The 12,929-nt window shown below is 72.1% G+C and carries 13 protein-coding genes; 8 read left to right on the forward strand and 5 right to left on the reverse strand.

The window, feature by feature from the left end:
- The first annotated feature begins 132 nt into the window (after positions 1 to 132).
- Positions 133 to 993, forward strand: coding sequence for a sulfurtransferase (locus ACFVX6_RS11595; protein WP_389690221.1), 861 nt, complete (start codon positions 133 to 135; stop codon positions 991 to 993).
- Between the two features lie 93 nt (positions 994 to 1,086).
- Here ACFVX6_RS11595 and sepH read toward each other — a convergent pair whose 3' ends face one another.
- Positions 1,087 to 2,103 (reverse strand): septation protein SepH, encoded by a 1,017-nt coding sequence (gene sepH, locus ACFVX6_RS11600; protein WP_250742942.1) that lies wholly within the window; start codon positions 2,101 to 2,103, stop codon positions 1,087 to 1,089.
- Between the two features lie 538 nt (positions 2,104 to 2,641).
- Between sepH and ACFVX6_RS11605 the strand changes: the two genes are divergently transcribed.
- Entirely contained in the window at positions 2,642 to 3,493 is an 852-nt protein-coding gene (locus ACFVX6_RS11605; RefSeq protein WP_389690223.1) for a hypothetical protein, read from the forward strand.
- A 45-nt stretch (positions 3,494 to 3,538) separates the two neighbouring features.
- On the opposite strand, the gene ACFVX6_RS11610 is transcribed toward ACFVX6_RS11605, so the two are convergent.
- Positions 3,539 to 4,873, reverse strand: a complete 1,335-nt coding sequence (locus ACFVX6_RS11610) for a D-arabinono-1,4-lactone oxidase (RefSeq protein ID WP_389690224.1) — start codon at positions 4,871 to 4,873, stop codon at positions 3,539 to 3,541.
- Entirely contained in the window at positions 4,818 to 6,080 is a 1,263-nt protein-coding gene (locus tag ACFVX6_RS11615; RefSeq protein WP_389690225.1) for an MFS transporter, read from the reverse strand. Before ACFVX6_RS11615 ends, ACFVX6_RS11610 begins: the two co-directional genes overlap by 56 nt.
- A gap of 170 nt (positions 6,081 to 6,250) precedes the next feature.
- Between ACFVX6_RS11615 and ACFVX6_RS11620 the strand changes: the two genes are divergently transcribed.
- Both ACFVX6_RS11620 and ACFVX6_RS11625 read left to right on the forward strand, forming a co-directional pair.
- A complete protein-coding gene (locus ACFVX6_RS11620) occupies positions 6,251 to 7,426 on the forward strand; it encodes a ferrochelatase (RefSeq protein WP_389690227.1) in 1,176 nt (391 codons plus the stop codon).
- 51 nt (positions 7,427 to 7,477) lie between these two features.
- Complete coding sequence (locus ACFVX6_RS11625; protein WP_389690229.1) at positions 7,478 to 8,281, forward strand: inositol monophosphatase family protein; 804 nt, start codon at positions 7,478 to 7,480, stop codon at positions 8,279 to 8,281.
- A 123-nt stretch (positions 8,282 to 8,404) separates the two neighbouring features.
- On the opposite strand, the gene ACFVX6_RS11630 is transcribed toward ACFVX6_RS11625, so the two are convergent.
- On the reverse strand, positions 8,405 to 8,578 hold the full coding sequence (locus ACFVX6_RS11630; protein WP_204357838.1) for a hypothetical protein: 174 nt from the start codon (positions 8,576 to 8,578) through the stop codon (positions 8,405 to 8,407).
- 270 nt (positions 8,579 to 8,848) lie between these two features.
- On the opposite strand from ACFVX6_RS11630, the gene ACFVX6_RS11635 reads away from it, so the two are divergent.
- From ACFVX6_RS11635 to ACFVX6_RS11650, 4 genes are all read left to right on the forward strand, one after another.
- Positions 8,849 to 9,502 (forward strand): response regulator transcription factor, encoded by a 654-nt coding sequence (locus ACFVX6_RS11635; RefSeq protein ID WP_112451148.1) that lies wholly within the window; start codon positions 8,849 to 8,851, stop codon positions 9,500 to 9,502.
- Between the two features lie 5 nt (positions 9,503 to 9,507).
- Entirely contained in the window at positions 9,508 to 10,752 is a 1,245-nt protein-coding gene (locus tag ACFVX6_RS11640) for a sensor histidine kinase (RefSeq protein ID WP_389690232.1), read from the forward strand.
- Positions 10,753 to 11,136: 384 nt separating this feature from the next.
- Positions 11,137 to 11,433: a DUF4193 domain-containing protein gene (locus ACFVX6_RS11645; protein ID WP_112451146.1), complete on the forward strand. Its 297-nt coding sequence runs from the start codon at positions 11,137 to 11,139 to the stop codon at positions 11,431 to 11,433.
- 12 nt (positions 11,434 to 11,445) lie between these two features.
- The gene (locus ACFVX6_RS11650; RefSeq protein ID WP_389690234.1) at positions 11,446 to 12,408 is read left to right on the forward strand and encodes a hypothetical protein; all 963 of its coding nucleotides are present in this window, start codon (positions 11,446 to 11,448) and stop codon (positions 12,406 to 12,408) included.
- A 39-nt stretch (positions 12,409 to 12,447) separates the two neighbouring features.
- On the opposite strand, the gene ACFVX6_RS11655 is transcribed toward ACFVX6_RS11650, so the two are convergent.
- Positions 12,448 to 12,909, reverse strand: a complete 462-nt coding sequence (locus ACFVX6_RS11655; protein ID WP_389690236.1) for a DUF3093 domain-containing protein — start codon at positions 12,907 to 12,909, stop codon at positions 12,448 to 12,450.
- Between the last annotated feature and the right edge of the window lie 20 nt (positions 12,910 to 12,929).

A 12,929-nucleotide genomic window follows, 5' to 3' on the forward strand; every position in this document is an offset into this window, starting at 1 on the left:
CGGGCCCGGCGCGCCCCGACCGGCCGGGTTTCGCGGGACCCGGGAGAGATGACCGGATCAGTGCGGCCCGTCGGGCCCCGTCGATGTACAGCTTGTTACGCGGGGTGTGTGGCGGGGAGCAAAATGGCCCGCATGACTGCGAACCCGCCCCGCTCACCGCTCGTCTCCGCCGCCGACCTGAAGGAGGAGCTGGCCGGCCCGCTGCCCCCGGTGCTCCTCGACGTCCGCTGGCAGCTCGGCGGCCCGAACCTGCGGCCCGAGTACGAGGCCGGACACCTCCCGAACGCCGTCTACGTCGACCTCGACGCGGAACTTGCAGGCCCGGCGGGCTCCGGCGGCCGGCACCCGCTGCCGGATCCCGAGAAGTTCGGGGCGGTGATGCGGCGGGCCGGCGTCTCGGCGGACACGCCCGTGGTCGTGTACGACGGCGGCCTGGGCTGGGCGGCGGCGCGCGCGTGGTGGCTGTTGCGCTGGACGGGTCACCCGCGGGTGCGGGTCCTGGACGGGGGACTGGCCGCATGGCAGGCCGGTGACGGTCCGCTGTCGGACGCGGTCACTCCTGTGAGCGAGGGTGATTTCAAGCCAAATCCGGGTGCCATCGGACTGCTGGACGCGGACGGGGCGGCCGCTCTGGCCCGCACGGGTGTGCTCCTGGACGCACGGGCGGGCGAGCGGTACCGGGGCGAGGTCGAACCGATCGATCCGGTCGGGGGCCACATCCCGGGGGCGCTCTCGGCGCCGACCACCGAGAACACGGGATCCGACGGCCTGTTCCTGGACCGCGACGCGCTGCGGGCCCGCTTCGAAGGCTTGGGCGTGCACGCCGACACCGCCACCCCGGTCGGGGTGTACTGCGGCTCGGGCGTCTCGGGGGCCCACGAGGTCCTGGCACTGGCGGCGGCGGGCATCCCGGCGGCGCTGTACGCGGGCAGCTGGTCGGAATGGTCGGCGGACCCGGCGCGCGAGGTGGCGGTGGGCGAGCTGCCGGGCTAGGCAAGATCCGAAGGAGACGGCCTGGGTCCCTTCAGGACTGCGCCCGGTCTGCGGCGGCGGTGTCCGCCGCCGCAGACCGGGCGGGTCCGGAGGTTACTCCTGCTTCTTGCGGCGGGTGCCGAAGACGATCTCGTCCCAGCTCGGCACCGCCGCGCGGCGGCCGGGGCGCACCCCGTCGGCCTCCGCCTGTCGGTCGGTCGTGCCCGTCAGCCGGTCCCGGTGTCCCGCCACGGTGCGCGGCATCAGGACGTCCGCGTACGCGGAACCCGCACCGGCCGACGCCGAAGCGGCGGGCGGCTCCTCCACCTCCGGCTCCGTCACCGGCTCCGGGACCACCAGGTCGCCGCGGAAGCTCGGTACCGCCTCCAGCAGTGCCGTCAGCGTGTCCCGCTCTTCCTCGGGCTCCGGCTCCGGCGGGGGAGCGGGCGCCGTGGGCCGTTCCATCTGACGGTCGAGCGCCCGGTCCAGCGGCCGGTCGCGGGGCAGCCGCGCGATCCTCGGCACGAACGGGAAGCTCGGCTCCGGGGTCGCCGGCAGGTCGTCGGACTCGCCGATCAGCGAGCGGGCCTCGTCGTCCACGGCCACGACCAGTCGGCGCGGCGGGTCGTACGTCCAGCTCGCCGAGTGCGGTTCGCCCGCGACCCGGTAGACCAGCAGGACCTCCCAGGTGCCGTCGTCGCGGCGCCAGGAGTCCCACTGGACGGACTCCTTCTCGGCCCCGCGCAGCGAGAGCCGTTCCTGCACGGCCTCGCCGAGCTGGGGTCCGGTGTTCTCGCCGGGCCGGCGCACGGGGGTCTTGCGGGCCCGCTCCGCCATGAACGCGCGCTCGGCGAGCACGGGGCCCTCGAAGCGGCGTACGCGGTCGACGGGAATGCCCGCCAGCTGAGCGACCTCCTCAGCGGAGGCACCGGCCCGTATGCGGGCCTGGATGTCGCGGGGGCGGAGGTGGCTCTCCACCTCGATCTCGATCTGGTTCAGGCGCGCACGGTCGTTGCGCACGGCAGCCCGGAGACGCTCGTCGATCGGAAGCGTGTACTCCGTGCTGTCCGCAGCCTTGAGCACCAGTCGTGTGCCGTCATTTGAGACGGCCACGACACGCAGTTCGGGCATGGGGACCTCCCGGGTGGTGCCTGCCGACGTCACGTGCGTCGCTGCTTCCGCTAGTCGAGTGTGGCCTGCCCGGGTGCAGCCTGCCACTACCTTGCCGAGTTAAACCGGCGTGTCGGGCATGCGCCCTTGATCGCTGTTATGGCACGGTTACCTGTTGGGCACGCACAGTGACCGAATGATTACTGTGCGCAGCAGGATCCCGTGCAATACCGCGGCATCGCCGGTCTCGAGTGCCGTTTTTCCATCAGCCGGCCCCCTCTCCCGAGTCCGGACATCCGTAAGGAAGGACGGCCCCAGGGCTCGCCACAGTACTCCATTCGGGCCACCTGGGTGGACCGCCGCGCCGCCGAACTTGTCCCGGACGGCGGGAGTTGGGCTGCCCTGGATCGGGTCCACATCCGGCCGGACCTGCGTGTGCGCCCGTTTTCGGGTGTCTTGCTTCACAGAATCTCCGGAAACGGAACTATCCGTTTCGCTGATGTGTCAGTAACGGGAGAAGGCGTTGGAGCGCGAGGGGCAGGACACGCAGGGGATGGCGATGGGTCAGAAGACGGTGCTGGACGTGGGACCGGAGCAGGAGAAGGAGAAGAAGAAGCTCGATCTGAGTGCGGCTCAGGTCGCGGGCTCCTCCCTCGCCACGGTCGCGGCGGCCCTGCTCGCCTCTCAGATGGGCGTCTACGGGACCATCCTCGGCGCCGGCGTGGTGAGCGTGGTGGCCACCGCGGGCGGACCCGTCATCCAGCACTTCTTCCGCCGCACCGGCGACCAGCTCCGCGAGACGGCCCGGCCGAAGGCCCGTCAGGTCCCGGTGGACGGGCCCGGGTCCGCCCCCGCGGGGCGGGCGCCGGACGGCACGATGCTGCTGGGCACCGTCTGCGCCGGCGGCCCGCCGCCGGACGAGGAGTTCGGCGCGGGCACGGTCCACGGCACCCGGATGCGGGGCTGGAAGCGGACGGCCGTGGCCTCCGGCGCGGCCTTCGCCATAGCGCTCGGCGGCCTCGGGACCTACGAGGCCGTGGCCGGCACCTCGGTCAGTGCCGGCGGAGGCACGATCCTCACCGGCGGCGTCGCCAAGGCCCGCGACTACAAGCCCGACACGTCCAAGGAGCAGCAGGGCACGGGCACCGGCACCGGGGAGAAGGGCGGGAAGACCCCGGACACCGGGAACTCCCCGAGCCCTTCGCACTCGAACGGCGGTCACAGCCCGAAGCCCGACCCGGACACCTCGCCGTCCGCGGACCCGTCGTCCAGCCCCGGCCCGACCCCGCCGAAGCCCGATCCTTCGCCGAGCACCACGCCCTCGAAGTCCCCGACGCCGAGCAGCGGCCGGGCGACGCCGGGTGGCGCCGGTACGGGCGGCACCGGCGCCGCCTCCACGCCGACTCCTTGAAGCGGCCCCGGTTCGGGGGCTCGTCCGCGGGCTCGGTCCGCGGTCTCAGTCCCCCAAGACCCGCCGCAGGTAGTCGTTGCCGAAGACCCGGTCCGGGTCCAGCCGGTCCCGGAGCGCGGTGAACTCCCCGAAGCGCGGGTACACCCCGGCGAAGTACTCCGCGTCCCGCGTGTGCACCTTGCCCCAGTGCGGCCGCCCCCCGTACTCGGTGAAGATCCGCTCGGCGGCCGTGAAGTAGGCCTGGTACGGGGTGCCCTTGTACATGTGCACCGCGATGTACGCGCTCTCGCGGTCCGAGGCCGTCGACAGGGTGATGTCGTCCGCCGGAGCCGTCCGCACCTCCACCGGGAAGCTGATCCGCAGGCCGGAGCGGTCCACCATGGCCTTCAGCTCCCGCAGTGCCTCCACGACGCGCTCGCGCGGGAGGGCGTACTCCATCTCCACGAACCGGACCCGGCGCGGGCTGGTGAACACCTTGTACGGGATGTCCGTGTAGGTGCGCGCCGACAGGGCGCGGCTCGCGATCCGGGCGATGGAGGGGATGGCCGCCGGGACGGCGCGACCGAAGGAGTTGACGGCCTGGAAGAGGCCGTTGGACAGCAGCTCGTCCTCGACCCAGGCGGACACCGCTCCGGGCGGCGCGGCCGGGCCCTGGCTGCGGTTGTTGCGCTTGGTGTTGCAGTTGCCGGTGTGCGGGAACCAGTAGAACTCGAAGTGCTCGTTCTCCGCGTGGAGCTGGTCGAACTCGGCGGTCACCCGGTCGAAGGCCATCGGCTCCTCACGGGCGGTCAGGAAGAAGAGCGGCTCCACGGCGAAGGTGAGGGCGGTGACGACGCCGAGCGCGCCGATGCCCAGCCGGGCCGCCGCGAAGACCTCGGGATTCTCCTTCTCGGAGCAGGCCAGCAGCTGCCCGTCGGCCGTGACCAGTTCCAGGCCGCGGATCTGGGCGGCGATGGAGGCCGAGTCGCGGCCGGTTCCGTGGGTGCCGGTGCTGGTGGCGCCCGAGACCGTCTGCTCCATGATGTCGCCCATGTTGGTGAGCGACAGGCCCTCCTTGGCGAGGGCCAGGTTGAGGTCCTTGAGGACCGTGCCCGCCGCCACGGTGACGGTGCCCGCATCCCGGTCGATCGCCCGGATCCCGGCCAGCGCCTGCGGGCGGATCAGTACGCCGTCGGTCGCGGCGGCCGCGGTGAAGGAGTGGCCGGTGCCGACCGCCTTCACCTTCAGCCCGTCCCCGGCGGCCCGGCGGACCGCCTCCTGAAGCTCCCCGACCGATGCCGGGGTGACCACGCGCGCGGGCGTGGCGCTGATGTTGCCCGCCCAGTTATGCCACGCGGCGGTCCGTGTCCCGCTGCTGCCTGCTGTCCCCGTCGTCGCCATCGTTGGAAGGCTCCTCCCCTTGCGCCGGCCTCGTCAGCCGGCGGTAACCCGCGAACGCAACCGCCGCCGCGGCGGCCCCCGCCGAGATGGAGACGACGTACCCGGTCCTCGCGCCGGCGGCGTCGATGACCCAGCCGGCCACGGAGGACCCGAGCGCGACCCCGACCGCGAGCCCGGTGCCCGTCCAGGTCATCCCCTCGGTCAGCTTCGCGCGTGGTACGTGCGCCTCGATCAGGGCCATCGTGGTGATCATCGTGGGAGCGATGGCGAGGCCCGAGACGAAGAGCGCCACGGCCAGAAACGGAAGGTTCCCGGCCAGTAGGAGGGGGATCATACTCACGGCCATCGCACAAATGCCCAGCACCCACCTGCGTTCGGCCTTGCCCTTGAGGTGCAGCAGGCCGAAGACGATGCCGGCGAGGCAGGATCCGACCGCCCAGACGGCGAGGATGAAGCTGGCCCACGCCTTGTGCCCCTGCTCCTCGGCGAAGGCCAGCGTGACCACGTCGATGGAGCCGAAGATGGCTCCGGTGGCCACGAAGGTGGCCACCAGCACCTGGAGTCCGGGGGAGCGCAGCGCCGAGGTCCGGTCGGAGTCCTCGCCGCGCGGGTGCGGGGCGGGCTCGGTGGCGCGCTGCGCGGTCAGCCACCACACGCCCACGAGCAGGCAGACCCCGGCGACCAGCGGGCCCGCCTCGGGGAACCAGGTGGTGGAGAGCCCGATGGCGAGGATCGGCCCGAAGATGAAGCAGACCTCGTCCAGGACGGATTCCAGGGAGTACGCCGTGTGCAGTTCGCGCGGCGAGTCCCGGTAGATGGCCGTCCACCGGGCGCGGATCATCGCGCCCACGCTGGGTACGCAGCCCGCGAGCGCGGCGAAGACGAACAGGGTCCAGTCGGGCGCGTGGTTGGCCGCGCACAGCAGCAGCCCGGAGATGGCGAGGATCGCGAGCAGGCTCGCCGGGCGCAGGACGCGGCGCTGGCCGTACTGGTCGACCAGGCGGGAGACCTGCGGACCGATCCCGGCGGCGGAGAGCGCGAGGGTGGCGGTGAGGGCGCCGGCCAGCGAGTACCGGCCGGTGAGCTCGGAGATCATCGTCAGGATGCCGATGCCGACCATGGAGAGCGGCAGCCGGCCTATGAGGCCGGCCGCGCTGAAGCCCCGGCTCCCGGGGGCGGCGAAGATCGCGCGGTAGGGACTGGGCAAGGTGCCCTCCGTAAGGGACGTCATTGGCCCATACAGGTTACGGCCGTGCACCGGCCGCCCGCCTGATGAAGCCGCGGGGGGCGGGAAGGGGGCTCCCGACCCGTCGCGGAGCGGTCCCGGAGGACGGGCCTGTTTTCCGCGGGGCGGCGGCGGGTGGCAGGATTCGAAGCATGTCTGACCAGCTCCGCGCCTCCGCCGCCGGCTCGGCCGAAGGCCCCGCCGCCCCCTACGACGCCCTCCTGCTGCTGTCCTTCGGCGGCCCCGAGGGGCCCGACGACGTCGTGCCGTTCCTGGAGAACGTCACGCGCGGCCGCGGCATCCCGCGCGAGCGGCTCAAGGAGGTCGGGCAGCACTACTTCGGCTTCGGCGGCGTCAGCCCGATCAACGGCCAGAACCGCGAGCTGCTGGACGCCCTGCGCAAGGACTTCGCCGGGCACGGGCTGGACCTGCCGGTCTACTGGGGCAACCGCAACTGGGCCCCGTACCTGAACGACGTGATGCGCGAAATGGCCGCCGACGGGCGCCGCCGCATCGCGGTGCTCGCGACCAGCGCGTACGCCTCGTACTCGGGCTGCCGGCAGTACCGCGAGAACCTCGCCGACGCGCTCGCCCTGCTCGTCCGGGAGGGCGTGGCCGAGGCCGACCTGCCCAAGGTCGACAAGCTGCGGCACTACTTCAACCACCCCGGCTTCGTGCAGCCCATGATCGACGGGGTGCTCGCCTCGCTGGCATCGCTGCCCGAGGAGGTCCGCGCCGGGGCGCACCTGGCCTTCACCACGCACTCCATCCCGAACGCGGCCGCGGACACCTCCGGCCCGGTGGAGGAGCACACGGCGGACGGCGAGGGCGGGGCCTACGTCAAGCAGCACCTGGACGTCGCGAAGCTGATCGCCGACGCGGTCCGTGCCGAGACCGGCACCGAGCTGCCCTGGGAGCTCGTCTACCAGTCGCGCAGCGGCGCCCCGCACATTCCGTGGCTGGAGCCGGACATCTGCGACCACCTGGAGGCCCTGCACACGGCGGGCGCCCCGGCGGTGGTCATGGTGCCGATCGGCTTCGTCTCGGACCACATGGAGGTGCTGTACGACCTCGACACGGAGGCGACGGCGAAGGCCGCCGAGCTGGGGCTGCCCATCGCCCGCTCGGCCACGGTCGGCGCCGACCCCCGGTTCGCGGCGGCGGTACGGGACCTCGTGCTGGAGCGGGCCGCGGCGGAACGCGGGGAGGCCGTGGAGCGCTGCGCGCTCGGCCTGCTCGGAGCGAGCCACGACCTGTGCGCCGTGGGCTGTTGCCCGGCGCGCGGGCCCCGGCCGGCGGCGGCGGGCGTGGACAGCCCGTACGCGTAGCCGCCGGTGTGCGCAGTGAAGTCCGTACGAGTCGATGAACGGGAGCCCGGCGTGATCTCCGAAGAGCTGAAGACCGAACTGCTGGACGTGGCCCTGGAGGCGGCCGGCCGGGCGGGCGCGCTGCTGAGGGACGGGCGGCCCGCCGATCTGGCGGTCGCCTCGACCAAGACCAGCCCGATCGACGTGGTGACCGAGATGGACATCGCGGCCGAGAAGCTGATCACCGGCATCCTCGCGGAACGGCGGCCCGAGGACGGGCTGCTGGGCGAGGAGGGCTCGGAGTCGGCCGGCACCAGCGGCGTGCGGTGGGTCATCGACCCGCTGGACGGCACGGTGAACTACCTCTACGGGCTGCCGACCTGGGGCGTGTCCATCGCGGCCGAGTACCGCGGCGAGACGGTGGCCGGGGTCGTGGCGGCGCCGATGCGCGGGGAGACGTACCACGCGGTGCTGGGGCGCGGTGCCTGGCTGGGCGGCGTCCGCCTCGCCTGCCGGCCGGCCGCTCCGCTGGACCAGGCGCTGATCGGCACCGGGTTCGCGTACGTCCAGAGCCGGCGGGCGCACCAGGCGGACGTCGTGCAGCGGATCATCCCGCTGGTACGGGACGTCCGGCGCGGCGGTTCGGCGGCGATCGACCTGTGCGACGTGGCCGCCGGACGGCTGGACGGGTACTGGGAGCGCGGGCTGAACCCCTGGGACCTGGCGGCGGGCGAGCTGATCGCGCGGGAGGCCGGCGCGGTCACGGGCGGCCGCCCGGGAGATCCCGCCTCGGGCGAGCTCGCGCTCGCCGCGACCCCCGCGGTGTTCGCCTCGTTGCTGCCGCTGCTGGAGGAAGCCGGGGCCTGGCACGACTGAGCGGGCGCGCCCGCGGGGCCCGGGGCCGCTCCGGACGTGAAGGAACCCCGGCGGCCGGGTGGCGGCCTCCGGGGTCCGGGGGGTGTGCGACGAATACCGGTGGCTGTCTACCGGCGGCTGGAGTCAGCAGGCGGAGACGGTGACCGGAACGCCGTGATCGGCTGCGATGCGCTGGAGGTCTTCCAGCTCCGCCTGTTCCACTTCCACGAGGAAGTCGTCGCCCGTCTCGCGAGCCTGCCTGAGGTCCGACTGCGTGCTCCTGATGCGCTGCAGGAGACCCGCGGTGAATGCGTCCATGGTGGGTTCGCCCCCTCTTCGTGGGTCGGCGGCGGCACGTGGCAGTGCGCCGTCAGGGAGGTGTTCGGGGTGTGAAGTCGTCCTCCCCGCCGCGTTGGACCCAGAAACCTCGTAAGGCGAGGGAATCCTCACTTCCGTCCCCGGAGCCACGTCCCGAGTCACCCCCGATCCACCGGCGAGCGGCGTCTTACAGCCGGTTTACCGGCGAAAGGGGCAGGATGGAGGCCACATGACACCCCTGCCCTGACGGGCTCTGAGGAAGGAAACGACGTGCGCGTACTCGTCGTCGAGGACGAGCAGCTGCTCGCCGATGCGGTGGCCACCGGACTGCGCCGGGAGGCCATGGCCGTGGACGTCGTGTACGACGGCGCCGCGGCCCTGGAGCGCGTCGGAGTGAACGACTACGACGTGGTCGTGCTCGACCGGGACCTCCCGCTCGTGCACGGCGACGACGTGTGCCGGAAGATCGTCGAGCTCGGCATGCCCACCCGCGTGCTCATGCTGACGGCCTCCGGCGACGTGAGCGACCGGGTCGAGGGCCTGGAGATCGGGGCGGACGACTACCTGCCCAAGCCCTTCGCGTTCACCGAGCTGACCGCCCGGGTACGGGCCCTCGGCCGGCGCACCACGGTCGCGCTGCCCCCCGTACTGGAGCGCGCGGGGATCAAGCTGGACCCGAACCGGCGCGAGGTGTTCCGCGAGGGCAAGGAGGTGCAGCTGGCGCCGAAGGAGTTCGCGGTGCTGGAGGTCCTCATGCGCAGCGAGGGCACGGTCGTGTCCGCCGAGCAGCTCCTGGAGAAGGCGTGGGACGAGAACACGGACCCCTTCACCAACGTGGTGCGCGTGACGGTGATGACGCTGCGCCGCAAGCTCGGGGAGCCGCCGGTCATCGTGACCGTCCCCGGTTCCGGCTACCGGATCTGACGCGGGTGGCAGCGACCCCGGCGCCACCCTCCGCGCCACCGAAACCGACCTGGGACCCCGGCCAGCCCGAGGGTCCTTTCCCTTGGCTGCGGCCGACGATCCGGATACGTCTGACGCTGCTGTACGGCGGAATGTTCCTGATCGCCGGCATCCTGCTGCTGTCGATCATCTACCTGCTGTCGGCCCAGGCGCTGCGGCAGGGCAACGCGCTGCCGTTCACGATCGTGGGCGGCGGGCCGATCCAGGTCACGAGCAGCTGCCCCGGCGTGAGCGGGACGGGCCAGATGCCCGACCAGTTCAACGCCGCGATCAACACCTGCATCCTCGAACAGCGCCGGCACGCGCTGGACGACCTGCTGAGCCGTTCGCTGATGGCGCTGATGGGGCTGAGCATCATCGCCTTCGCGTTCGGCTACGCGATGGCCGGCCGGGTGCTCTCGCCGCTCGGCAAGATCACCCGGACCGCCCGCCGGGTGGTCGGCTCCGACCTCACCCGGCGGATCGAGCTGGACGGTCCGGACGACGAGCTCAAGGAGCTCGCCGACACCTTCGACGAGATGCTCGACCGGCTGGAGCGCGCCTTCACGGCCCAGCAGCGGTTCGTGGCCAACGCCTCGCACGAGCTGAGGACCCCGCTGGCCATCAACCGGACGCTGCTGGAGGTGCACCTCTCCGATCCCGGGGCGCCGGTGGAGCTCCAGCAGCTCGGCAAGACCCTGCTCGCCACCAACGAACGCAGCGAGCAGCTGGTCGAGGGCCTGCTGCTGCTGGCCCGCAGCGACAACCAGATCATCGAGCGCAAGCCCGTGGACCTGGCCGAGGTGGCCTCGCGCGCCCTCGACCAGGCGCGCGGGGAGGCGCAGGCCAAGGGCGTGGAGATCCGCGGAGAGCGCGCGCTGGCCGTCGTCCAGGGCAACGGTGTGCTGCTGGAGCGGATCGCGCTCAACCTGGTGCAGAACGCCGTCCGGTACAACGTGCCCGAGGGCGGTTGGGTGGAGGTCACCACCGAGGCCGTGCACGGGCAGGCGGTCCTGCTGGTATCGAACACGGGTCCCGTGGTTCCCGCGTACGAGGTGGACAACCTCTTCGAGCCCTTCAGACGGCTGCGTACGGAGCGCACGGGCAGCGACAAGGGCGTCGGGCTCGGCCTCTCGATCGCGCGCTCCGTGGCCCGCGCACACGGCGGCAGGATCCAGGCGGTCCCGCGCGAGGGCGGTGGCCTCGTGATGCGTGTCACTCTGCCCTTGTGAGGACGACCACCCCGTGTTCGCTGTTGGCTGAATGCTTGGGTCATGAAGGCAGTGACTTCTGTGCGATCGATCACAGTGTCGAGTGTCCGGCCATATGCGTTCAGTGACCTTGCGGGGGCCGGAAAGCCCGGGAAGTCCGGGTTTCCGGCCCCCCTAGCGGCGGGAAATACATGGGGTGGCGTTTGTGCAAGACGGCCCCCGGACCGTGTACGGTCCCGGTCGTCATCCCAGCCAATCGCTCTTCTGAATGTGCGGCTGGGTGTCGATTGAGTAACAGACCTTGATGTGAGGCAAAATCTCCGCCTCAGGTCGGGCACAAGTCCGGCCTCTCGCGCGTTACGTGCGCTGAGACACCCGCTAAATCCCAGAGGGGGAGAGCGAACCATGGCAACGGACTACGACACTCCGCGCAAGACCGACGACGACGTAGACAACGACAGCATCGAAGAGCTGAAGGCTCGTCGCAACGAGAAGTCGTCCTCGAACGTCGACCTGGACGAAATCGACAACGCCGAGGGCCTCGACCTGCCCGGCGCAGACCTCTCCAACGAGGAACTGGCCGTACGGGTCCTGCCGAAGCAGGCCGACGAGTTCACCTGCACGAGCTGCTTCCTGGTGCACCACCGCAGCCAGCTGGCCCGCGAGAAGAACGGTCAGCCGATCTGCCGCGAATGCGACTGAGAGGCGTCGGCCGTGACTGGCTCGACACCATTTCGGAAGCGGCGCTTCCGAAAAGCTGGTGATCCGGCGGAGACGCGCGAGGGAACCGAGGGCCTGGGAACAGGCCCTGGAGCCCCCGGCGTACCCGCCGTGCACCCCGGCACCGCCGAGGCGGTGCCGTCGGCCTCCGAGGCCGGCGAGGGGCCCCGGAAGCACTCCGGGGTCCGTCGGCTGCAAGCCGTCAAGAACGGTGTGCGCAAGGGCGGCGAAAGTGCCAGGGCCGCCGCCCTTTACCTCACCGACCGAGTCATCGAGAACGCACCGCGCGTTCCGGTTCGGGACCTCGCGACCCTGCGCGCGCAGTTCCCGGGCCTCGGGCCCGATCAGCTGGCCGACAAGCTGATTTCGGGCGCCGCCAACGCCACTTCCACGGTCGGCGCCGGGATCGGCGCGGCCGCCATGCTGCCGGTGCCTCCCGCCATGCCGGCCGAGCTGGCTGCCGAGATCACCGCGGTCGCCGCGATCGAGCTGAAACTCCTCGCCGAACTCCACGAGGTCTACGGCCTGCGACCGCCCGGCGGCCTCAAGGAACGCAGCTTCGCCTACCTCACGTCGTGGACGGAGGAGCGCGGGGTCGACCTGACCAAGCCGACCACGCTGAACGCCGCGCTCGGCGGCCAGATGAAGCGCGAGCTGCGCCAGCAGATCATGAAGCGGATGTTCCGCAACCTGCCCAACCTGATGCCGTTCATGGTCGGCGCAGCGGTCGGAGCGGTCATGAACCGCCGGGACACCCGAAAACTCGCCGAGAAGGTACGTACGGACCTGCGGGCCCGCGCCGTGCCCTGGAACGCGCTGCCGCAGCTCCCGCCCCTGGAGCGGCCCGCCGAGCCCCTTCCCGAGGCTGCCAGGGCCGCCGTCGAGGGCCGGGTGTTCGACCCGCGGGCCATCGACCCGAGCGTCGTCGATCCCCGGGCAGTCGATCCGCGGGACTGAGCCCTCCGTCGCCGAACCGCGGGACCGAGCCCGGCCGGGTCAGGCCCGGCCCTGCGCCGCGCGGATGGCCGCCGCCAGGGCGTGCGGCTCGCGGGTGGAGACGTAGACGTACGGGGTCGGGTCGGCCGGGTCGGTGACCTCGACGCGCACCGCCGTCGGCACGTAGCCGCGCATCAGCATGAAGGCGCGGGTGTCGGCCTTGTACGTGCGCCAGGCGCGGGCCTCCTCGGCGTCCAGCACCTCCGGGTCGCCGAGCGCCGCCACCGGGATCCGGGCCTCTCCGGCAGCCAGCGCGCCGCCCACCACGCGCACGCGCTGGGAACCGTACGAACTCACCAGCAGCCCCGTCAGCGCGGTGCCCCCGACCAGCCCGACCAGCAGCGGCAGCGTGCCCAGCGGGAGCAGCATGAGCGCGCAGGCCAGGCCGGTGAGGACGGCGATGGCCCACCAGGAACGGGGGGCTGTCAGGCGTTCGTCGTGGTGCGCGGGGGAGAGCTGCATGCGGCCAAGCCTGCCACGAG

The organism is Streptomyces sp. NPDC058289 (assembly GCF_042880975.1).
Taxonomy (GTDB): domain Bacteria; phylum Actinomycetota; class Actinomycetes; order Streptomycetales; family Streptomycetaceae; genus Streptomyces; species Streptomyces stoeckheimensis.

Excerpts from the sequence above, each read along its gene's own strand:
- ACFVX6_RS11595 (WP_389690221.1), top strand. The coding sequence starts at position 133 with ATGACTGCGAACCCGCCCCGCTCACCGCTCGTCTCCGCCGCCGACCTG.
- sepH (WP_250742942.1), bottom strand. The coding sequence starts at position 2,103 with ATGCCCGAACTGCGTGTCGTGGCCGTCTCAAATGACGGCACACGACTG.
- ACFVX6_RS11605 (WP_389690223.1), top strand. The coding sequence starts at position 2,642 with ATGGGTCAGAAGACGGTGCTGGACGTGGGACCGGAGCAGGAGAAGGAG.
- ACFVX6_RS11610 (WP_389690224.1), bottom strand. The coding sequence starts at position 4,873 with ATGGCGACGACGGGGACAGCAGGCAGCAGCGGGACACGGACCGCCGCG.
- ACFVX6_RS11620 (WP_389690227.1), top strand. The coding sequence starts at position 6,251 with ATGTCTGACCAGCTCCGCGCCTCCGCCGCCGGCTCGGCCGAAGGCCCC.
- ACFVX6_RS11630 (WP_204357838.1), bottom strand. The coding sequence starts at position 8,578 with ATGGACGCATTCACCGCGGGTCTCCTGCAGCGCATCAGGAGCACGCAG.
- ACFVX6_RS11645 (WP_112451146.1), top strand. The coding sequence starts at position 11,137 with ATGGCAACGGACTACGACACTCCGCGCAAGACCGACGACGACGTAGAC.
- ACFVX6_RS11655 (WP_389690236.1), bottom strand. The coding sequence starts at position 12,909 with ATGCAGCTCTCCCCCGCGCACCACGACGAACGCCTGACAGCCCCCCGT.